This window comes from Mesorhizobium sp. M0106 (assembly GCF_040322715.1).
In the GTDB taxonomy this organism is placed as follows: Bacteria; Pseudomonadota; Alphaproteobacteria; order Rhizobiales; family Rhizobiaceae; genus Mesorhizobium.
On sequence record NZ_JAMYUA010000004.1, the window covers coordinates 216,854 to 239,076 of the forward strand.

The 22,223-nt window shown below is 61.2% G+C and carries 16 protein-coding genes; 2 read left to right on the forward strand and 14 right to left on the reverse strand.

Annotation, left to right across the window (positions count from 1 at the left end):
- Positions 1-200 precede the first annotated feature (200 nt).
- The 12 genes from NKJ55_RS06285 to NKJ55_RS06340 all read right to left on the reverse strand — a co-directional run bounded on the left by NKJ55_RS06285 (position 201) and on the right by NKJ55_RS06340 (position 9,323).
- On the reverse strand, positions 201-1,112 hold the full coding sequence (locus NKJ55_RS06285; protein WP_352449125.1) for a D-glutamate cyclase family protein: 912 nt from the start codon (positions 1,110-1,112) through the stop codon (positions 201-203).
- 94 nt (positions 1,113-1,206) lie between these two features.
- Positions 1,207-2,022, reverse strand: a complete 816-nt coding sequence (gene sctT, locus NKJ55_RS06290; RefSeq protein WP_352449126.1) for a type III secretion system export apparatus subunit SctT — start codon at positions 2,020-2,022, stop codon at positions 1,207-1,209.
- Positions 2,023-2,031: 9 nt separating this feature from the next.
- Positions 2,032-2,301 (reverse strand): EscS/YscS/HrcS family type III secretion system export apparatus protein, encoded by a 270-nt coding sequence (locus NKJ55_RS06295; protein ID WP_352449127.1) that lies wholly within the window; start codon positions 2,299-2,301, stop codon positions 2,032-2,034.
- Between the two features lie 18 nt (positions 2,302-2,319).
- Complete coding sequence (sctR, locus tag NKJ55_RS06300; RefSeq protein ID WP_352449128.1) at positions 2,320-2,973, reverse strand: type III secretion system export apparatus subunit SctR; 654 nt, start codon at positions 2,971-2,973, stop codon at positions 2,320-2,322.
- The gene (sctQ, locus tag NKJ55_RS06305; protein ID WP_352449129.1) at positions 2,966-4,078 is read right to left on the reverse strand and encodes a type III secretion system cytoplasmic ring protein SctQ; all 1,113 of its coding nucleotides are present in this window, start codon (positions 4,076-4,078) and stop codon (positions 2,966-2,968) included. The genes sctR and sctQ overlap by 8 nt, the downstream gene beginning before the upstream one ends.
- A 29-nt stretch (positions 4,079-4,107) precedes the next feature.
- Positions 4,108-4,596 carry a type III secretion system stalk subunit SctO gene (sctO, locus tag NKJ55_RS06310; RefSeq protein WP_352449130.1) on the reverse strand — a complete coding sequence of 163 codons (489 nt, stop codon included), beginning with the start codon at positions 4,594-4,596 and terminating at the stop codon, positions 4,108-4,110.
- Positions 4,583-5,941 (reverse strand): FliI/YscN family ATPase, encoded by a 1,359-nt coding sequence (locus tag NKJ55_RS06315; RefSeq protein ID WP_352449131.1) that lies wholly within the window; start codon positions 5,939-5,941, stop codon positions 4,583-4,585. Before NKJ55_RS06315 ends, sctO begins: the two co-directional genes overlap by 14 nt.
- Positions 5,938-6,555: a type III secretion system stator protein SctL gene (sctL, locus tag NKJ55_RS06320; protein WP_352449132.1), complete on the reverse strand. Its 618-nt coding sequence runs from the start codon at positions 6,553-6,555 to the stop codon at positions 5,938-5,940. The genes NKJ55_RS06315 and sctL overlap by 4 nt, the downstream gene beginning before the upstream one ends.
- A 5-nt stretch (positions 6,556-6,560) precedes the next feature.
- Entirely contained in the window at positions 6,561-7,181 is a 621-nt protein-coding gene (locus tag NKJ55_RS06325; RefSeq protein ID WP_352449133.1) for a SctK family type III secretion system sorting platform protein, read from the reverse strand.
- A complete protein-coding gene (sctJ, locus tag NKJ55_RS06330; protein WP_352449226.1) occupies positions 7,178-8,005 on the reverse strand; it encodes a type III secretion system inner membrane ring lipoprotein SctJ in 828 nt (275 codons plus the stop codon). Before sctJ ends, NKJ55_RS06325 begins: the two co-directional genes overlap by 4 nt.
- 22 nt (positions 8,006-8,027) lie before the next feature.
- The gene (locus tag NKJ55_RS06335; protein ID WP_352449134.1) at positions 8,028-8,657 is read right to left on the reverse strand and encodes a hypothetical protein; all 630 of its coding nucleotides are present in this window, start codon (positions 8,655-8,657) and stop codon (positions 8,028-8,030) included.
- 18 nt (positions 8,658-8,675) lie between these two features.
- Complete coding sequence (locus NKJ55_RS06340; protein WP_352449135.1) at positions 8,676-9,323, reverse strand: type III secretion protein; 648 nt, start codon at positions 9,321-9,323, stop codon at positions 8,676-8,678.
- 232 nt (positions 9,324-9,555) lie between these two features.
- Between NKJ55_RS06340 and NKJ55_RS06345 the strand changes: the two genes are divergently transcribed.
- Complete coding sequence (locus NKJ55_RS06345; RefSeq protein ID WP_352449136.1) at positions 9,556-10,278, forward strand: L,D-transpeptidase; 723 nt, start codon at positions 9,556-9,558, stop codon at positions 10,276-10,278.
- A complete protein-coding gene (locus NKJ55_RS06350; RefSeq protein ID WP_352449137.1) occupies positions 10,265-11,314 on the forward strand; it encodes a LysR family transcriptional regulator in 1,050 nt (349 codons plus the stop codon). Before NKJ55_RS06345 ends, NKJ55_RS06350 begins: the two co-directional genes overlap by 14 nt.
- Here NKJ55_RS06350 and NKJ55_RS06355 read toward each other — a convergent pair.
- Together NKJ55_RS06355 and NKJ55_RS06360 are read right to left on the reverse strand one after the other, a co-directional pair.
- The gene (locus NKJ55_RS06355; RefSeq protein WP_352449138.1) at positions 11,287-21,156 is read right to left on the reverse strand and encodes a LysM peptidoglycan-binding domain-containing protein; all 9,870 of its coding nucleotides are present in this window, start codon (positions 21,154-21,156) and stop codon (positions 11,287-11,289) included. The two genes, NKJ55_RS06350 and NKJ55_RS06355, sit on opposite strands and share 28 nt — an antisense overlap.
- 76 nt (positions 21,157-21,232) lie before the next feature.
- On the reverse strand, positions 21,233-22,108 hold the full coding sequence (locus NKJ55_RS06360; protein WP_352449139.1) for a MurR/RpiR family transcriptional regulator: 876 nt from the start codon (positions 22,106-22,108) through the stop codon (positions 21,233-21,235).
- Positions 22,109-22,223: the final 115 nt, after the last annotated feature.

Sequence of the window (22,223 nt, forward strand, 5' to 3'; positions counted from 1 at the left end):
CAATCAAGTACAGTCCGAAATCATCACCGCTGACCTACTCTTCGCGAGGGTCATGCACGACTATGACTACCAAGCTTCGAGGCACAGCCAAGGCTCTCGCGAAAGGCCGTGGTGGGGTCCACGGTCAGAGGCCATCCCGTCCGCCCTGCTGTCGAGGTGCTTCGAAGCGTTGGACCAGGCAAGCTCTGACTTGAGCACGATCATTGCAAGCTCGCGCCAAGCTCGACATTAGGCCAAGACAGCGCCCGTGCATCCACGTCGGTGATCAGCATATGGCCCGGCGACACTGTGATCGAGATCGCGAGTTCGGCACGAGCAAGAGCGTCTTGGGCGGTCAGGCTGCTGGCCCAGAATACAGGCACCTCCCCTTCCAAGACTTCGACGGCATCGCCCCAGTCGGGAGCCATCAAATTTCGGATCCCGATCGTCGTGGGCTCTCCGACATGGATGGGCGACCCGTGCGCATGCAGAAAACGCGCGGTGAGCGCGCGAACCTTGTCGACGTCGCTATACCTTATCGGGCGCATTGAGACGACCATTTCGCCACCGAACGGTCCGACTTGGGACGTCTCGATCTTGGTGCGGAACTTGGGGGCGGTTTTTCCACGGCCGATGCGCCGGAATTTCACGCCCTTTTCGACAAGTGCGGCCTCGACGGTGAGCGAACTGCCGAGCGCGAAAGCCGAAAAGTCATCTCGCCATAGGTCGATGATGTCTGTGGTCTGCCGGATCATCTCGCCGAAGTAATAGATGCTGTACTGTGGCGCATCGGTACGGATATCGATATCGCCCAGCGCTGGCAGCAATGGGCTGCCCGCACGGCTCACGCCCACCAAAGGGCAGGGTTTCGGATTGCGGACGCAAAACTGATGGAAATCGGCGGCAAAGCTGCGGGGCACAATCACGACGTTGGCCTGGAGCTTGCCGCGCGCAAGCCCTCCTGTATGCCCCTCATAGGCACCCATCCTGACGAGCCTGCGTAGGCTGTCCGCATCGACCATTCGCAAATCCTCGTAGATCAATGAAGTGATCGGGCGAGCCATGGCTTCCAACGGATATGCACGTTTCAGAGACACGTCGAGAGCGCGTAAGATCATCGGCGGGTCGGTCACTTGTCAAATCATCAGAATCTTTTCTCATCGATAAATCGTATTTATTGGCTGGCGAAGGATGGCGCTTATTATTAGCTTTTGCTCATATTTGTTCTCATTGACAGCTGCGGCAGCCGATCGCTTTTATCTGTCGGCTCGCCTCGTGCAGGAAGCCAAGATCCCGGTTCATGTAGAAAAGCAGGAAAGCCGCATAGAGTACAAAGACAAGGCTGAAGACCAGCGTCTTGACGACCAGCGACAATGCAAAAACATTCAGGTGCGGAGAGGCCCGCGCCAGGAAAGCCAGCACAATGTCGGACAGGAGCATGCTGATAATGAGCGGGAAGACGAGGGTCAGCGCCATCGCCAGGATGCGATTGAGCAGACCGAGAAATATCCCCGCAGCATCCTTGCTGAATACAGGCAGAAGTTGATCGATCGGCCACAGGCCGTAGCTCTCGTAGAGACTGGTCAGGGAAAGCTGCACACCTCCGGCGGCCAGGTAGACCGTGACCATGATGACGGCGAGTAAGGTGCCGGTGGCACTCGTCTCATGCGTCATCATCGGGTCAATCAGCGTCCCCATCGTGGAGCCGCGCTGCAGGTCAAGGACATCGCCAGCGGCCTCCGCTGCCCAGAACGGTATACCCATTGCGAGCCCGAGCGTTACGCCGACCACCACCTCCTTGAGGATGTACACCACGATCATCGTGGTCGTGATATCGGTGTTCGTCAGCGTACTCACGATCATCGGAAGGACCGGAACCACCAGCGCCAGCGCCACGCCATTGCGCAAAAGACCTGACAACGGCACACGCGAAAAAAGCGGCATCAGAAGCATGAAACCGGTCATGCGAGCGAGCGCGAATGCGCCTGCCAGAAGATAGACCTGAAGCTCTTTGACGGAGGCGAAGAGTGGTTCGACCGGCATCCGCGTGCCTCAACGCGTGACGACGGGAAATTCGTCCAGCGCCGTCGAGGCCTGTTGCGCGATCTGTTGTCCAAGCAAAGGACCGAAGACGATGATGACCAGCAGGATCACGACCAGCTTGATGGTCTGCGGCAGCGACTGGTCCTGAATTTGCGTCAGCGCCTGGGCAAGACCGACGAGGACGCCGACCGCCAGCGCAGCAATGATCGCCGGGCTGGACGCGAACAGCACCGTGAGAAGTGCGCTTTGGACCTTTGCCAGGATGAAGTCATTGCCCATGCAACCCTCCCATCGGCGTCAGCCGTAACTCAGAATGAGGCCATGCATCAGCCGCGACCAGCCATCTATGGCAACGAAAAGGAACAGTTTCAGAGGAATCGATATGAGGACCGGCGAGACCATGATCATGCCGAGCGTCATCAGGATATTGGCAACAACGATATCGATGATGAGGAAAGGAAGATAAAGCAGGAAGCCGATCTCGAAGGCACGGGTCAGCTCGGATGCGACAAAGGCCGGAACAAGGATCGAGAGATCGTCGTCCTTCAGGTTCTGCCGCGCCTGTTCCGGCCACAGGCGGCTCGTTCCATCGAGAAAGAACTGCCGCTCCTGCGGCTGGGTGAACTTCATGAGGTGTCGCTGCAATGGTTCCCTGACCAGTTGCGCCGCTCTGGCGAGGTCGTCCGTGGTCTGGAACTGAACCTGCCCTTCCTCAAGTCGGCCCGACATCTCGCTCAGCAACGGGGTCGTCACATAGACCGTGAGCACAAGCGCTATGCCGTATAGCACTAGATTGGGTGGCATCTGCTGGACGCCGAGCGCGTTGCGGATGAGAAACAGCACGACCGAGATCTTCAAGAATCCCGTCATCGTGACGACCGCCAGAGGCAGCAACCCGACAAAGCCGACCGCGATCAGAATCCCAAGCAGATTGGGCGAATTCTCAACCATTATCGAACATGCGCACGATCCGCACGCCCAGGCTTTCGCCGATCCGCACGATCTCACCGCGGCCGACACGTTTGCCGTTGGCGATGATGTCGACAATCGCCTCGGTCACATCGGCGAGCGGAACAATAGTGCCGGGCGCAAGCTGCTTCACCTCCCCGAGAGGCATTGCCGTGCGGCCGATCTCGAAGGCAAGCACGACCGGCAACTCGTCCAGGGTTGATTCTTCCAAAGTCTGGCCGGCTGGCGGCGACGTGTTCTGGTTCATGGTCCACTCCCAATTCGATCCGGCGATAGCCGTCGGCGCGGCAAGCAATTGCGGCCCGGCGGCCGTCAGGGCGACCGGCGCATAAAGGCGCTCGGCAATGATGAGTGCCGCCATGCGTTCTTCCGCCTCATTCCTGAAAAGAACTACGTCGTCAGGCTGGAGGCTTTTAAGCTCGCCAAGGGTTAGGTTGAGTGCGCCACGCCGAAGGCAGATTGGCAGAGGAAATTCGGCCGGGATCGGCGGTCTGGCCTTGGCGATCTCGTCGAAAAGACGGCCGATCCGTACCGCCAGCCCGGCGTCATTCGTGTTCAAGACGCAGTCAATCGTTTCCTGACTGCCGGTCAGGACAAAAGCCAACGGGGTCTCGCCCGAAAGGGAAACGGCATCTGCTTGTGTGACCGAGGTGAGCGCGATGCTCTCGCCCAGTTTGGCCTCGACCCATTCGAGATCCTCTTCAAACGCGGATTCCAGCAGCAGTGCTGCGTGAGCGGGGGCCAGCCGCTTCATGTCGACCAGTTCGTCTGCCCTGGCGAAGCCCCGTTCGACCACAGAAAGCGGCAGGCGCAATTTGCCCATCGTGTCTCCGACGGAGAACGCAATGGTGCACCACCGCTGGTCGGCAGGGTTCGGCGCCGGCCAGACGGCGGCAATCGCCACGGCCTTGCCCGCGATCGTGATTTCCGCGGGCGCGCGCCGGCGGTAGAAGGCGTTCAATGCCTCAACGTCGACAGACGCAACAGAGTTCAGCACCAGCCGCTCGCCAACGCTCGACCGTGAGGCCTTGCGTTTTGCCGGCTTTACCTGCGCTCTCGTTTTTCCCGACGCGAAGGCTTGGGGCATCACATCCATATTCACGATCACAAACTGGGCTATCGTTCTGTGGACAGGCGCGTTGGACCGCGCTCCTCTTCCTCGGAAAGCTCGGCAAGCGCCAAGCAACGCCGTGCGGTGCGTTTGGTCAGATGCTGCAACAGCCTGTCCAGCTTCGTCACCGCCTTCATGGTTGCACGATGATCATTGCGGGCTTCCGACAGCTCCGCTTTCCGTTGCTGCTCGACAACGCCCGCCATCTTCTCGTTTTCCCGCAACTGCGCGGTTTTTCTGGCGGCGATTTCGAACCGTGCCTGTAGCCGGTGAAGACTGGCAGCCTTTATCGGATGCCCAACAAGCGAGCCGAACGCTGCGTCTTCGGCATCGATCGTGCGCTGGAGGTGCTCCGTGACCGCACCGGCCGCCTCCCGACCCTTCCTCGCGGCCCGGTCCACAGCAGCGTGCCTTCTGATCACCTCTTCCCTTGCGCGGTCTTCACGCCGGCGTCTGAGGTCGCGTAATCGAGCGATCATCTCACGATCTTTCACCGACGATCTCCCGCATGAGTTGGCGTGTCCTCTCGAAGCTCTCATGTGTGGCGGACGCCTGACGCAGGAAGGCGTTGATGGCATCGATCTTCGCCACCGCCTCGTCCGCCACCGGATCGCTGCCTTTTTCGTATTCACCGACGCGCAGGAGAAGCTCGATGTCGGCGTAGCGGGCAAGCAGCTCGCGCACGTGGCTGGCGTCGGACCGATGTGCGGGCTCCACAACCGCATCCATGAGGCGGCTTCGGCTGCGCAAGACATCAATGGCCGGGAAATGGTTGCGCTGCGCAAGCTCGTTCGACAAGAAGACGTGGCCATCAAGGAGCGCCTGAACTTCCTCGGCGACAGGATCCAGCGTACCGTCGCCTTCAAGAAGAACGCTGTAGAGGCTTGTGATGGATCCGACGCGACCGGGGCCTGACCGCTCGAGCAGACGCGGCAAGACCGCAAACAGCGAAGACGGAAAACCGCGACGCGTCGGCGGCTCGCCCGCGGCCAGGCCAATCTCTCGCTGCGCACGGGCAAACCGCGTTATGTTGTCCATTGCAAGCAACACATGCTTGCCCTGGTCGCGAAAATATTCGGCAATACTGGTCGCCACATAGGCGGCCTTGACACGCTCGATGGCAGGACGGTCGGAGGTCGCAACGACGACAATGGCCCTCGCCCGCCCCTCCGGCCCGAGCTGTTGTTCGAGGAATTCGCGCACCTCACGTCCGCGCTCTCCAACAAGGGCGACCACGGCGACATCGGCATCGGTGCCGCTGACGATATCGGAAAGCAGGATCGACTTTCCCACCCCAGGTTCGCCAAAGATGCCGACGCGCTGCCCGCGCGCGCAGGTGAGCAGCCCATCGAGGGCGCGTATTCCGAGCTGGATCGGCTCGGAAATCAAGCTGCGCTCCAACGGAGATGGCGGATAGGCATTGACCGGATAGCTGCCGATGATGCCATTCGGCGAAAGCGGCTTGCCGTCCAATGGCTCGCCAAGCGCGCTGATCACTCGACCAAGAAGGCTGGGACCGACTGGCACCTGCTGGTCTTTTCCGGTCGCCACGACCTCAGTCAGGTTTGAAAGACCGGCCAAATCGCCAAGCGGAACAAGGACCGCCATTTCGTCCATGAGGCCGACGACTTCCGCCTTGGTCATCCTGCCTGTCCTGGGGTCGACGAGTTCGCATATCTCGCCAATACGGGCCTCCTCCACAGTCGCATGAATGACCGTGCCGGCGACCCGCCGTACACGCCCCTTCCTGGGCCGGCCGGTATCGTCGCGCAGGCCCGAACGCAGATTCGGAATGATGGAGGCCAGACGGCTTTCGATATCGGCGGCGGGCGCGGTCATCGGACCTCCGTCTTCGACGCAATCGCGGCAGCCATGGCTTTGAGCTGCGCGTCGATGCTCGCATCGACGACGGCAAAGTCAGTCGAAACGATGCAGGCGTCGGCAACCAGCGCGTCATCCGCGTCGATCTCGACCGTCATCCCCAGATCACTCTGGCGCAAGACTGCGTCCAGCTCCTCGCGAACCCTGTCGACGGACGCGGGATGAACTCGGACTTTCAGGTATTTGGCGCGGCGAATTTCAGTCACCGCCTGTCTTGCGGCCTTGGCGACAAGCGCGCCGACGTCGAATTCTCCCAGAATTCGCCTGACGATATCGACGGCAAGGCCAACGACTTCGGATTCCAGCCCACCGAAATAGCGATCCACTTTGACCGCCGTCTCGCTGATTAACCGCGTGGCCTCCGCATCGCCTTGCGCCTTGCCGTCGTCATAGCCCTGCGCGTATTCGGCCGCATAGGCTCGCCGTGCGGCGTCGCGCAACTGCTGCGCATCACGCCTTGCTTCATCGAGAAATGCATGCCCATCCTGCAAAGCGCGCACCTCGGCGGCCCGCAGGATCCGGGCGTAAGGACGCCTCGGCATAGCTTCCACCGCTTTGCCCGATTCGATCATCTCGTCTAGCTCATCGCTCGTCGAACAATCGCGGGGCCGGCCTCGGCAAATGGTTCGGCTACCGGCTGGTGAATAAGCTGTTGCGGCATCAGCTTGAGACGCACCCGCATGCTCGTATCGCTCGGCATGGTCTGACACCAGGCGCCAAGGCAACTCAGGCCGTCGGCATAGACGCGACCGGAAATGTCTTCCAGCGGCCCCAACCGCTGCATCGGGCCGGCCAGGTCGCGGTTGGCTACGGCGAAAGCACATAGATCAGCGCCAAGCGCCGCCTGCAACGCGGCCGCTTCGCGCCCGACAATGACAGCGGCCAGACTCCCGGCCCAGTAGATCGCGCCCGAGCGAAGCGCAAGTTCCTCCAACTCTTCGCCAGACGACAAGGCGATCGCTCGATCCACCGCATCGGCCGGCTCTTCGACTGCTGGAGAGAGCCTATGCCGGTCGAGCAGAAGCTTCGACAGTCGCTCCTGCAGGCGTTGCGACCGCAGCATGCGCTCGCAGGCAGCCTCGCCGATGGCGCCGTCAAAGCACTCCGCGAGCCAAGCCGCATCCACATAGGATGCGGGGTTGGACATGAATGCCTGCCATTCCGGGCTGGCAGTTTGCTCCGAGCCGGGCTGGGTCATGTTTTCTTCACCGGCATTGCGGAAGCATCGAGCGCATAGATGCCGGGCCGTCGATACCACTGCATGTAGGCCAACCGACCAGCCAGCGCGAGTATGGCCGCCGCCATGCCGTAAAACAGCGACATCGCGGCGGCGACGCTGTCGGGATGTAGCCACAGGCCGAGGAAGCTGGTGAACCTGGCCTCGCCGGTTTCCTGCTCGGGGGCTGTCGCTGCAACCGGAATGAGGGTGACGGAAACATTGTCATAGGTCAGTCCGGCGATGCCCTTAGCCACCAGCATCTTGACCTGCGGGATGAGCTCATTCATCGGAACGGATGCGCGATGCCGGATGAACACGGAGGCGGAGGACGGTACCAGTTGCTGCCTCAGCGGATCGTTTTCGGGCAGGACGAGATGAACGCGCGCCGAAAGCACGCCGTCGATGTCCGAGATCGTCTGCGAAAGCTCCTGGCTCAGGCCATAGATCATCGTTGCCCGCTCTTCCACCGGCGAGGACACAAGCCCATCCCTTTTGAACACCTCGCCGAGCGTCTGGAATTCCTGTTTGGGCAAGCCGCTCTCGTCGAGAATGGCCATAGCTTCGGCGAAGCGGCCCTTCTGTACGGAAACCGTCATCTTGCCGTCCTTGCCGACCTCGCGTTGGGCCGGGATCCCGTGACGCATGAGCGTGGCCACGATCTCGTTGGCCTGCCGCTGGTTAAGGTTGGAATACAACTCCACCGAACACGCCTGGAGCACAAGCATACCCATGACAACGAGCGCAACGCGACACCGGACGCCGCATTGATTCAATCGCGTTGAACGCCGCAGCGAGGTTGGCATGGGCACGAACACTCCGCGGCGCTTACTGTTGTTTGATCAGCGTGCTGGTGGACGACGTGACGGCCGTCACGCTGCTCGTAACCACCTCGAGATTGGCGGCTGCCCACATCACCGAAATCGATCGTTCCAGGAGTTGCTCTGCGTTCTTGGCTGGGGAGTCTTCGCCTTCCTTGCCGGACGGGGCCGTCTTGTCGGCGCGATCCTGCATGGCGGCCGTTTCAGCACTTGGGGAAGCGTTAGCCTGGCCAAGAGCCTTCTGGACCTGCTGCATGGTTCCTTCCAGCGACTTAACGGCAGAACCGAAAAGGGCCGATGGTTCCGTGAACACCCCACCTGCAGCGTTCTCCGTCTCGGCCATGTAGTCGAAGAGTTTGTGTTCGACGATCGGCTCGGTCTTCTCCGGTTTGGAAGTCTGTCCGCCGATTGCCGGATTGGCGCCGGGCGTCTGCGCCACCTGCTGACCAGCCGGCATCGCGACATCACTGCGCTCAGGCATATTGACCTTCGCGGCATCGTGCTTTTCTTGCTTGGCGCCCACCATTCGGTTACCGGGCTGCGCTGCCGCGGCGGCGGTGATTTGCTGTTGCGAACTTATGCTGGTGGTCAAGTTTGCAAGCGTAGCCTCTAGGGCTCCAATCGGCGCGATTTGCATGAATGTGCCCTCCAGTTCTTAGTTCGGTTTGGCGGAGGGGACAGTCTGCGCCTCCGCCTGCTTTCCGCGGAAAACGCGGACCGACACAGCTTTGCCGGTCTCCTGCTTCGTGCTCGGCGTGGCAGGAACCCCGAGCGTTTTCCTGACGAGTTCGATGTAGGATGGCGGCCCCGATACCGAGATGACATCGTCTTGCTTGGAAACCTTTATTGGAAACTTCGGGTCGTTGACGCCCAGCCGTGAAAGCCTGTCTTCGGCGTCAGCAGCCATGTTGGCATCAAGCGGGATCATTTCCGTCTGGACTTCCGCTTCGGTCGCGACGTTCATGACGATACCGTCGAAATGCCAGACCAGCCCGTATCGATTGCATATCTCTTCGAGGAACTCGCGGGCCGTTCCAACCGGCATGCCGGCGCTCAGGCGCCCCTTTACCAGCTTGCTGACACGCATGGGCACCCGCATGTTGCGGCCGAGCTCAACCAGCGCGTCTGTCACGGACTGATCGATCGTGATGTATTTGTAAGGGCCAGGGGGCCAGCGCGGTTCGGCAGCGGACGCACGCTGCCAATCAAAGCCGAGCGCCAGGATGACGGCAAGGCCGCAGGCGACAACGGTAGCCCTGCCTCCCGACAACCGATCCGCATGGTAGATACCGCGTCCCGTCACATTGGTCCTATCGCAAGCGACCCACGAGTGATGACCCGCCTCGCTTACTTCATAGCTTGTCCGCCGATGTCATCCTATCGCGCACACTCGAAAATTGGAAGTCCAATTGGATTATATATCAACGACCTGTGCCAAATGTTGCGAACGATCCGCAAGGCGATATGGTGCCGCGTTGGAATCGGTTACCACGGGGTTCGCAATCGTCGGTTCAATGTGGAAGGGAGTGGTCTCGGTGACGGCAAACAACAGGCTGCTCGCGAACTTGGACCTGCCCGCAGGCGTTGCTCGAAGCAAGAGGTTTGTGGCAACGCGTCTTGTCGAGGGATTGAGTGCATCGGTTCTGGTCGCCGTGGCGTCGCTTGCCGCCATCGCTTCGGCGCAGGCCCAATCGAACAGCGGTTATGACCCTAGAAGCTGGACATACGATCGGGCGAGAAATGTACTGGTCTCCCCTAGCGCTTCCGGCCTGACGTCGGACGGAGAAATCGTGCCCGGGCGGTCAGTGATTCCCAGGCAGGTCGTGACATTCAACGAGGCTCAGCCGAAGGGGTCGATCGTGATCAACACCACGGAGCGGAGCCTCTATTACATCCTGGGGGGCGGCAAAGCGCTGCGATACGCGGTGGGGGTTGGCAAGGAGGGGCTGGAGTGGTCCGGTCGCGACACGATTTCGAAAAAGAAGGACTGGCCAGATTGGCGGCCGCCGGCCGAAATGCGATCCAGAGAAGCATCAAAAGGCCGTATCTTGCCTGCGCACGTGGCCGGAGGACCGAACAATCCATTGGGCGCGCGCGCATTGTATATCGGCAACACGCTCTATCGCGTCCACGGCACCAACCAGCCATGGACCGTCGGACAGGCCAACTCCTCCGGTTGCATTCGCATGACCAACGAAGATGTGATCGATCTTTACGACCGAGTGAAGATCGGTACCCAGATCATTGTACGGCATTGATGGTTCGACGCCCCCTCCCCGGAAAGCCGCAGATGAGCGATCGACCGTAATGATACCTTTCAACATCAAGCAGCTCGAAACCTTTCTCCTGGTGGCGACTCTCGGAAGTTTTCGAAAGGCGGCGGAACGCCTGAATACCACGCAGCCGGCGGTATCCACACGAATTGCCGGGTTGGAGGAAGCGCTGGGTGCCAAGCTGTTCGAGCGGCAGAGCAGCACAGTCAGGCTGACCGCCGAAGGACAACGGCTGCTACCACCTGCCCAACGGGTCCTGCGCGTAGCGGAGCGGCTGCAACTGATGGCCAGCTCTCTTTCAGAGACTTCAGAGACGACGAGGGTGCTGAGGCTTGGGGTTGCCGAAACGATCGTGCACACCTGGCTCCCGGATTTCCTCAAGGCACTGAAGGCAAACTATCCGCTTGTCGAGACGGATATCGTCGTCGATGCAACGACGACCCTTCGCAATGAACTCATGTCACACCGGCTCGATCTTGCGGTGCTGATGGGCCCTGTCCTGGAGTACAGCATCGAGAATATCGGGATGCCGTCCTTTCCGCTTGTTTGGGTCTGCTCGCCGCAATTGGAATTGCCCAATCGACGCAAGGTGACGCTGAACGACTTGATGCAGTTTCCGATCATCAGCTACGCGCGAACCACGCGCCCCTATAGCGAACTCTACCGCAAGCTCAGCGGTGAATTCGAAGAGACGCCGCGCATATTTCCGGCCAATTCGCTGGCCGCTTCCATCAAGATGACACTCAACGGAATCGGAATAGCTTCCCTGCCCGCGGGAGTCGTCCAAGACTATATCGCAAACGGTAAACTGCGCATCGTCGAATGCGAATGGCACCCGTCCGACTTGCAGTTTACCGCCTCCTATTCTTCCGAACCATCCAATCCGATAGCGGAGCGGGCGGCAAAGCTGGCCGCCTCCGTAGCAAACGCCTATGCCGCGAGAACCGGCAAGGCGCAGGACCCAACGGACGACAGGCTTGGCCCCGCGGTTTCTCAGCCGGTCGAGGTGACCGGCAGATAGATACGGTCGCCTGAGAAGATCAGGTCCGGGCTCAGGATATGATCCATGTTGAGCACAACCGTGTCCGCCACATCCGCAGAATGGGTCTTGGCGATCAGGCGAATGCTGTCGCCGTCCTTGACCTCGACCCACTGATAGCCGTCTTTCTCCAGCGTTGGGTTCGTGCGGCCCTCAGGGTTGCTGCTGCCCTCGGCATGAGCCTCGACATAGTCGCCGGAAACCCAGCCGCTATGCGTTTCGCCGTCCGGTCCGAAACCTTGGACAGGTATCCAGGTCTCCCCTGACGGATCGGGCGACGGCTTCGCGGTCTGTTGGACGAATGTGCCGGATTGCAGAACGGTTCCCACGGTCGAATCCCCGTCGGGCCGGGTCCGCAAATTCAGGCCATCATCGGTGACCACGACCAGTTGCGGGAAATCTTCCACCGGGGTCTGCGGCCCACCTGGAACATCCGAAGGATCATCGGGTTGCTGGGACGAGGCATCGCCATCCGGTTTTTTCGGATCGGGTGGAGGGGGCGTCTTCGCGCCCTCCCAAGGCTCCGCGAGCAGGGCGTCCAGCGAGAAGAGAAGCATTCCAACGCCGAAGGTGATGCCCAGAGTCCACCGATCCCATGCAGCCCATCTCTTGTCGGACTTTTCCGCCGCCGCGATATCAGCATCGGTTCGCGGCACTGAACGGCGATTCATCCGGTCCGTCCTTATGGCCGACGCCCAGAATTCCGCGCAGCCGAAGGTGAACATGGTGCCGGCGACTGTGGCGATCGGCGCCGGCCAGGAGTGCACCGTGTAGACAGCGCAGCCAAGCACATAGCCGGGTCCAGCCAGATATTCGGCCAGGTTTCGGATCACCGGTCTGCCGGTGAACGACTGCAGCATCGACTTCGTGCCATAGACGATGTTGCCGAGCGTGAACGTGCTGTTGACGACAAGATCCTTACCCTGGATCATCCCGGTCGCGGCACCTGGTGCTGCGGCAATGAATGTGGCTCCGCCGAGCGCGTTGAGGAATCGCCCGAACGGCTTGTGACTTGCGGTTGCGTTGGGGAAGAGCGCCTGCGCGCCGAAAACCATGCCTCGCACGCCAAATGCCACCGATCCGGCGGTGGCGGTCCAGGTTGGCGGCAACGAACTCCACAACATGTAGGAGGTGGTCGACATGCCGCCAAAGGTGGCGAGCGCCTGAGCGTTTTCCCGCATCCTGGCATGGCTGAGGGCCAGATCGACGCTGGTGCCCTGATCCGGCGTCATCGCCTTTTTATGGGTCGCCCGATAGGTCGTTATCTGCAGCACGGAAAGCGCGTTTGTTTGCTCCGTCGACATCCAGGCAAACTGCTTGGGCGTGAACTTGCGCAACTGGCCGGGGCTTAGCTCGCCAAGCTGCTTCGGCGTCAGCGCCGCTATCTGTTGCTTCGTCAGCGCCTCGATCTGATGAATGGTCAGAGCGCCAAGCTGCTCCCGCATAAGCGCCGAGATGTGGTCCGGCGACAGCTTTGCCGTTGTCGCGGGATCGCGTGCTGCGACGAGATCAGGGTCCAACGCCGCGAACTGGGTCGCATCGAGATGGCCGAATTGGGCAGGTCTCATGGCGGCGACTTGTTCCGACGTAAGCGCATTGCGCTGCTCATCACTGAGCTTGGCGATCTGGTCGGGTGTCAGCTTGCGCACTTGCTCAATGGTCAAGGCAGCAAGCTGCTCGGGTGAAAAGGCAGCGACCTGATCCGGTCGCAAACCGCTGATACGGCCAGGGGCAACGGCCTGCAATCTGCTTGGCCTGATCGCCTGGAGCTGTTCGGCACTCAGCGCCCGCAACTGCTTCGGTCGAAGCGCCGCAAGTTGATCAAACGTCAGCTGCCCGATCTGCTCGGGGCTCAGTGCAGCAACCTGCTCGGGCGCCAGCTTGGCGATGTGCTCCGGCTTGATGGCGTGCAATTGCGTGCCGGTCAGTTCGGAAATCTGATCGGCTGAAAGCGCCCTGACCTCCGGCCCGGTCGGCGCTCGCACCGGTTCCGCATATCCTGGTTCCGCGGCGGAGCTCACCGGAAGCTCAAGGCTGACGATCTTTCCGCTGGCAGGGTCAAAAACCGCCCTGCCCCGGTCGGGCACCGGCGGCCATGTAGCGGCTGTCGGCGTTTCGGCAGCAATATTCACCGCCTGCGGCGTTTCGCCAGTCACAGCCGGGGCTTCGTTGCTGACCACCTCGGCCACTGGGGGCGGCGGCGCTTCGGTCGGCGCTGGCGTATTGACATCCCAGAACTCGTCGGCCGGCCGCAAGATGACCTGCGGGCGTTTTTGTGTCGAGGTGCCGGGCGCGACGGCATCTTCATTGCGCGTGAATTCACCGACGAAATTCCCGTCCGGATCCATGGTCCGCCAGCCATAGACCTCGCTCCATGGTATGCTGCCGTCGATTGCGGTCTCGTCTACGCGGGCCATCCTGTCGCCGACGGGTCGGCCCATTGCCTCGAATTCAGTCGGGACGTGGAGGCGCGGTCTGCTCGGATTCAGCGTGTAGAGATAAGTGTAACCTTGCTGCCGCGCGGCTCGTGACTCTTCCGAAACGAAAGCCTTGGCTCCCGAGATCGACTGGCTCGTGCCGACGAAACGGCCATGGGTATTGCCCATGACATAGCTGCTCAGGGCGATGCCTTGCGGATTGTCCACCCAGATTCCTGTCGGGGGCGGTGGTGAGAAGCCTCCCGCGTCCCTAATCTCGGTTGGCGAGCGGGTATCGGCCCGGAACACAAACGGGCCGACATTGCCGCGCAACGGTCTTGTAGGGTCGCCCGCGCCTTCGACAGGCTGATTGCCCTCATCGGGATGCCCAAGGCTCCCCGGCACATGGTCGTCAGAAGCACCACGTATCCATGGCAGAACATAGGGCTCTCCGGTTTCCGGATCCCGGAACAGGATATGCGATCTATGCACCAACTCCGGTTCGTCGCCATGCGCCCTGGACCCGTCGGCCGGCGGCACATAGATGTTCTCCACACTCTTTGGCAGCGGTCCGTAACGGGTTGCCGTCACGGACTGCCCGTTCTCGTCCCTTATCTGGATCGGTCCGCTTCGGCGGCTGCCCACCTGCGAGGAGAGGAACGTCAGCACGCCGTCGGCAACGTTCTGGCGCACGAAGCCGCCATCGACGATCGACGGGCCGAATTCCGTCCGGAATTGCTCTATCGCCGCGCGCTGGTCGGGTCTCGCCTTCTTTTCCAGTTCGCCGAGGAACTGCTCCAGGGAGGCCTTGCCACCCTTCGGAATGGCTGTCGCCGCGCCGTCACGCGAGGTTTCTAAGGCATGAGCAAGCCAGGCCGGGACCGTCAGCGTTTCATTCTGTCCATCGGCTCGATCGAAGGTCAGCGTCGCTGTTTCATCCTTGGCGATTGAAGGAGCGATCTTGGCAGCCTTGGACTTGTACTGGATTCTCACTTCAGCACTGAAAGCCACCGCCCCGGCAGGCAGAGGAGGTGTCGACAGTGAAAGCGTGTAGCGTGTCGCCGGCGTGCCGTGCGAACCGTACAGGTTCTGATAGATGTTGCCGGCGCTCGGCATATAACGGGGCTGCGGCGTCTCGTCGGGACTGAAGCGCGCCGGCAGCCATGACTGTACCGTCGATTTCACCTTATAGGCCGCGGAAGTTATCGTCAGGTCGGGATTGAAACCCAGCACACCGGGAAGCCTGTTGCGGTCGTTGAAGATGATGTCGACCAGCATCGCCTCGGGATTGACGACGCGTGCCTTCTCCCCGGTCAGCAAAACGATGTCTGCCGTGGGCGCCTTGCCCGGTACGGCCGAAAGCCGCAACCCGCTTAGCGTCGGTTCATCAACAAACGAAACTGTGTTCGACGGATCGATCTGACCAGATTTGACGAGGTCGCGGATCGACCGGATGCCATCACCCTGTCCGATCGCTGCGATGAGTTCGGACGCCTTCGCCGGATCCTCGACCGCGAACTGGATCTTCAGGCTTGTCGAGCCGAGAGCGGACTGGATCTGGTCGTAGGTCTGCTTCGACACGATGTCACCCGGCTGGAGCGTGTCCTTGACGGGCACTTCCGGGCGCTTCTCGAAGCCGACGCGTGGCATCTGGTCGACCGCCCCGACATGATTGGCCACGATCGGCAGCCGCAGTCCGACCTTTGTTTCGGTCATGACACGGTCGAACGGAAGCGCACCTTCCAGCTTGACGTGGCCAGCGCTGTTTTCCGCCGGCACGCCAAGGAAATCGTGCTGGCCGGGGGCGAGCGTGACCTCCTCGCCCTTGAGCGAAGGCGTATAGGTCATCTCGATCACGGTGCCTTCGCCGTCTGGCGTCACGCCGACGATGGCAGCATCCAGCGGCTTGGCGTTGTGGCCAGTCGCATCGCTGAATATCGCCTTGGTTGCCGCCGCCGAAAGATCGCTGCTGCGAACCGGGAAAGCCGTCTGATTGGACACCGGCCAGACACCGGCCTGAAGGCCGGTGATGTTCCTGTATTCCCGTGCCCGGTAGGATACGACGCCTTGAGTGCCGAGCGCATCCGTGAATGGTGTCAGGCTGCGCTGGCTGATGCTGTCGACGACCGACCACCCGATCATGCCGACATCGGTCTTTGTCCCAATACCGAAGCCCACGGCCGCGACCGTCGGCGAGCCGATGTCGAAGCCCTGGCCCGTATTCAAGCGCGTCCGGAATGTGACGCCGATGCGGAAGTCGGGCAGTATGTCGCGGAGCGGCGTGCGCGGTATCTGAACGCCATCCGGGCCGTAGCGCTCGGCCAACTCGCGGTTCGAATAATAGCTCTTTTCTGCCTCGTATCGCGCTACAAGCTGCTCGACGCTCAGCCCGTCAAGATAGGCTGAGGGAGTCTTGGCATCCTTGCCACTGGTGTAGATGTGCCCGCTTGTGTCGGGTTCCGGCATGCCGGTGAAGCTGCGCGTCTCCGGATCCCAGACGAGGCGCATCGTGTCGTCTTTTCCTGCCGGCTTGTTCGGCACAATGATGGGATCGCTATCAGCGGGATGCCCTGAATTGCGCCCGGTCGATCCATGCGGATCGCGGCCCGGCAGCATCGTCGGACCGTCACCGCTGGCATCGCTGGTCTTGATCACTTCTCCGGGTATGACAGGATGGTTGGGATCCTGGAAGACCCGCTCCCCCGTCGGCCTGTAAACGCCGTCGGCGCCAATTTCATAGACATTCATCGGACGTCCGGAGGGGCCGGGTTCCAGCGCCGGAGGCGGCTGGCGTGGTCCTCTGCCGTCGGACCATGGCGGCGGCTGGTGCGGTCCGCCGCTGCCCGGTGGCTGGTTGGCGCCGGGACCATTGGCGCTTGCCTGCGTGCCCGTTCCAGGTCGCAGTGTCCGCAGACCGTGAATGCCGAGGCCCGTGCCGGCAATGCCGGTGCCAAGGCCCGTAAGCGCGTTGGCAAGCTGAAGACCGTTCATCTGGTCTCCGTTGACGGCGAGATCGTAGGCCGATGTCGCCAGCAAAGGTGCACCGACAATCACGGAGCCGACATCCGCTCCCCACGCCAGCTTGTTCAGGCCGGCGGTCGACTGCATGTAGGTTCGGGTTTCGAGCGCCAGGGGCGAGCTGGACCGTGTTGCGCCTATGCTGCCACGGAAGGCCTGCAGGGCCGTCATTTCCTTTCCCGCCAATCCGGCGGCCGTCATTTCCCTTCCTGCTAATCCAATGGTGCGCAGACCGCTGGAAGCCATCGGCAGAACCGTGGTTGCCACGCTGGCGACATTCATCAGCGACTCGGTATCGTCCCACTCGCCGCCATGTTCCAGATGGTTGACCTGGTTTATGACCGCTCGGGTGCCGAGATAGGCAGCGCCCGTATAGGCCAAGGGTGCTGCAATCGGCGCGGCCGGCGTGAACGACAGAATGGTGGCTATACCCGTCCCGATGCCAACCAGCGGATCGACGACCTTGTCCCAAGCAGAAACATTGCGCGACTTGACGACTTCCAGTTCGATCCTGCCGTCATCGCCGGCCTTCATCTCCAGACCCTTGGGGACGACGAGCTTGCCATCTTCGCCGAACTGGTTGTTGTTGTCCTGGAAATCTCCGAGGTCGTCGAACTTTTTGCCGGTCACATCGACATAGCGAGTGTTGCCGTCTCCGTCACGCACAGCAAACAGCGCGACCTGCTGTGTCCCGACCTCATCGTCAACATAGAAAATCGGCACGCTGCGCACATAAGGATTGTCGCCGCCGATGTCGCGGATCTCTTCCGTCACATTCTCGATCGCCTCGCGACCTTCCTCGGTCGAACGATCTATGCCGAGCGTTCTGGCGACCGTCTCCTCAAGGACCGTGCCGCGCTGTTCACGGAACTCGTTGTCGTAGCCGCTGTCGAGCAGTTGCTGGAACTTCGGCTGATAGATGCCGTCAAGCGTCTGCTGCTCATGCTCGTCTAGATAGGTCTTATCCACCGTGCTGTTGCGGTCAACCAGCAACGAGGGATCGGTGGACCGAAGCTCATGATAGTCGCTGAAGCCTTGCACCAGCCCGCGCAGCTCCTCGGCCTGCGTTATCTGAAGCCTTGTCGCGTCCAGCTTGAGTTTGGCGACCGCTAGTTCGGGATCAACCCAGCGTCCACTGGCATCGTCATCTTTTGTATCCAGGTCGATCCAGACTGCCTTCCCGCTCTGGGTCAACGCATCGATCCCTATCTCGTTGTATGTCTGGGCAACCTCCGGCGCCACCTTGATTGTCTGTCCGCCGACGTTGATCTCGACAGGCTGCACGCCATTGGGCAGGGTGCCTTCAGGAGCATCGACTGTTCCTGGCCCGTGCTCCGTCAACGCATTGTTGAAGTTGGTCTGCAGCGTTGACAGCTCGGAGTTCAGGTCTTCAATGCTGTCGCCGAGCTGCCGATCCAGGACATCGTTGAGATTCTGCGCCGCCTGCGCCTCGCTGGCCCTCACCGCTTCCAGGCCATTTGCCGTGCACACCGGCCCGGTGGAACTGCTGCCGCCCAAAAGCTGCTGCCAGTCCTTGTTGAGTTGCCGATCGCGGTACTCATCCCTGATGTTCGTTTCGCTCAGATTGTAGGTGAGCTGCTGCTCGGTCGTGCCCTCTTCGAACTGGTTGACCACCCACAGCTGGCCGTCGCGGACCTCAAGTCTTTGCGATTGGAAGAGACCCAGATAATCGCCACTGACCCTTTGATGTTTCTTTCCCTGTTCGAACAGAAACTGGTGCTCGCTATTATATTCGGCGAGCAGTCTCTGCTCGAGGTCCGTCTGCTGCGCACCCACTTGCGTAGCATCGGCATGGGCGTTGAAGTAGCTTTGATAGGCTTCCGCCAATTCGAGCTGATTGCCTGCTGTCGTCTGCAGCGCCTTGAGGTCCTGATATTCCTTCGAGTCGGTCGGAATGCCGTCAAGCTCGGCTTGCCCCACCAGGAAGTCGATGGTGAGCTTGTCGCCCTTGCTCAGATGCAGGCCGACTTCGGAGAACAGCTGATCGACAGCCGCATGATCCGCGAGGCCTTGCGCGTACTGCGTTTGCCGATTGGGACCTGGCTGCCCTTGCGCGGATGCAACGTCTGCATTGGGATCAATCAGCGGGGCTAGTTCGCTCTGCTGGGTGATGGCGTCGGCGAGAATGCGCCCGGCAGTCTCATATTCGCCACGGGCATCCTGCGCGTTCTGCTGCAAGGTGTTGGCCTTGGTAAGCCGCTCCTGCGCATCGGCAAGCGTGCCTTCCGGTTTCTGCGGGGTCCATTGCAGACCATGGGGTGCCAACGCCTCGTTTATAACTGTCTGCGCCCCATCAACAGCATCCTTGTAGGCGGAGTCGAGCATATAGACGTTGAACTGTTCCTGCCGCTGACCGGCCAGAGCTCGCGTCTCTGTAATTTGGGACAGCGCGATGTTCTCAGCAATGATGGCCTGGGCCACCTCGGGATCGACCCAGGTCCAGACGCCATCGATCTTCATCGGCGTCCACTTTCCGCCGGAGGGTGCATTACCCTGCGGCGGATCGCCGAATGGATTGACAACCCTGTTCTCACCGTCCAGCTCGGGCGTGGCGACGGTACCTAGACCATATCTCTCGATCAGGTCCTGTTTGTTTTGTCCGGCTTCTTCTGCCGCGTCGATGAGACTGGGCAAGGCTTCACCCGCCAGCAGCCCTTCGACGAAGGTCTTTACGACCTCGCCCTCTTTTGCCTCCGTGGCATCACTGCTGTTTGGGTTCACCGCCAACAGCGTCCTGGCCAACGCCTCCTGCGTACTTCCTGCTTCGATCTTCAGGTCGGTCCCGGTGGTGTTGTTGTGCAGCGTCATGCTGCCATCAGGGCTCGTGGTCAGCGTATAACCGTTGAAGGTGACTTCCACGGTCGTGCGGGTACCGTTTTCGATGGTAACCTTTTCGCCCGGGTGAATGATGTCGGGGTCACGAGGGGAATTGAAGAGCTCGGGGTTCGTTCTCCTCAGATCGTCCAGCGACACGCCATATTGCTGCGCTATCAGGGTCAGGTTGTCGCCTGGCTTGACCTCGTACTCGACGGGCTCGCCGTCATTGATCTCCTCGGTAGTCGTTGTCGTCACCCGACCGTTCTTCTCGGTGACGATCGTGGTTTCAGTTCCGGCCTTCGGATCGACCATTGTGGTTGTGGTCTCGCCCGTTTCGGTGTTGCGAACACTGTTGCGCGTCCTGCCGTTCCCGTCCTCCGACACCGTCGTTTCCTTGCCGTCAGACGTCGTCACGACGGTGCGCTCATCATGCTGGTAGTCGTGATAGTAGACGGTCTTGTCGCCGGTGTGCGGATCGACGACTTCAACCGACTGCACGTCACCATTGTCGCTCGTCGGTTCGCGCGTCGTGACCTGATAGCCGGCGGCCTGCAGCTCGGCGATCACCTGCTCGTTGGTCAGACCCCTTTCCTGCGCGATTTGCTCGATGCTCTTGCCGTCCGCGAGATCATCCTTGATGCCCTGGGTGGGTGCCCCGCCCGGATCCTGAGATGCAGCGAGGACGGTCTTGCCACCATCTGGACCGTTGACGGTGGTGACCGGCAAGGCCGGCCCGTTCCCGGGTGTAACGGTTTCCACCGAAGCGCCGTTCGGCAAGGTGGTCCGCTCGGTGACGGTTCCGGTGCGCAGATCGTCTTCGTAACGCGTCGTGATGGCACCGGTGTCGGGATTATGGCTGCTGGTTTCCTTGCGCCCGAGCCCATCCCGGATCGGCGTAGTGGTTGCCGTGCCGTTGGGTTGCTCCACGCTCGTGTAGTAGCTGTCGTGCTGGTAGTCGTAATATTGCGTGATGGTGCGGCCGCTGGCATCCGTGATCTTCGTCGTCAGCACGTCGCCATTGCCGCTCGGGTCAGCGGTCGAAACGGTCATCCCGCCGGACCTGAGCGCGGCGATAACCTGTTCGCGCGTCACGCCCCGGGCAGATGCAATCTGGTCGATGCTTTTGCCGCCGGTAACGTCGCTGACAATGTTGCGCGCAGCCGTCGCTTCCGCGCCGTTGTCTTCGGGCGTGCTGCCATCCAGTTTCACCGGTGTCGCGGCCAGCGCGAGATCGGTCTGCGTGTAGAGAGCCGGCGTCACCGTCCTGCCATTGACGGATGTGCCGTTGCTGGCGTTGACGACGTTGACACTCGGCGCTGCCGAAGCCGCAACCGGCGGCGACTGAAGCGAATCCAGTTGCGTGCTCACATGGGCCAGTTCCTGGCGGGCCTGTGCCGCCCAATCACGCTCGCCCATCCTGTTGGCAAGCCTGATCTGCTCCCGCAGCTTGGCAGCCTGGGCCTCCAGCCGCGCTATCTGCGCGGCGTTTGCCTTGGCATTGACCTTTTGCGGCTGGACCGGCGGCTTGGTGGGCGTTATCGGGCGAACCATGAGGAAGATCTCCGGAAATTAACGTTGCCGGCAGCCTGGCTGCCGTCACGCCCGCCCGATCGCAACCTTTCGGATGTTATCGAGGGGGCTTCCAATAAATGCCGAAAGCAGCAAGCTGCTCTTCCGACTGTTTTACCCGTTCTGCGGCGTTCGTTTCAGACTGCGCTGCCGCCAGCGCCGCCAGAATCTCGACGGCGGCGAACGCCGGCGCCATGCTTCGGAAGAACGACTGCGAATTTGACGTAACGATAATTGTTTCCCGCGCGATCTGTGTCAGCGGCGACACGCTGCTGTCGGTGATCGCCACCACGCCGATGCCCTGCCGAGCCGACTGGCGCGCAACGTCGATCGTCGTGCGCTCGTAGGGCGATAGGCCCACCGCAAGAAGTACCGCGCCGCGTCCCGCGTGCTGGAGGGCATCCAGGCCCGGTCCGGCCATCTCGCCGACAAGCGTCACCTTGCAGTCGGTGCCAGCCAGCAAGGACATGATGTGAACGAAGTGGCTCGCGACCGGATAGGCGGCGCGCGAGCCGACAGCGAACAGATCGCGTGACCGGGCGAGCAGACCGGCTGCCGCGATGAACTGCATGGCGTTGCCGTATTCGCCAAGGCTTGAGATCTGGGCGGCGAGCGTGTCGGCAACGACGCCGGCAGTCGAATATCCCGGATCGCCATGCTGTCCGATACCCTGTCGCGCCGGCTCGCCCGCGATGGTCTCGCGCAGCGCGCGCGCATAAAGGCTGCGCATATCTTCGTAGCCTTCAAGGCCAATCCATCGCGCCAGCCGCATCATCGTGCTGTGCGAAACGCCGGCCTGGTGCGCCTGCTCGCGCATCGACATCAGTGCGACATCCTTGGGATGATCCAGCACGAAACGTGCGGCGACCCGCAACTGCGGTGGCATAGTCTCGAACCGTTCGACCAAAAGCTCGGCCAAAGGACCTTTTTCCATTCTGAAACCCCATTCACCCACCTGCCAAGGTACTCCTTGAACACAGGCGACGCAACAGTTGGAACCGAAGTGTCTCAAATATTCCAACTGGACTTTCATTTTCGGCCATGCTGCC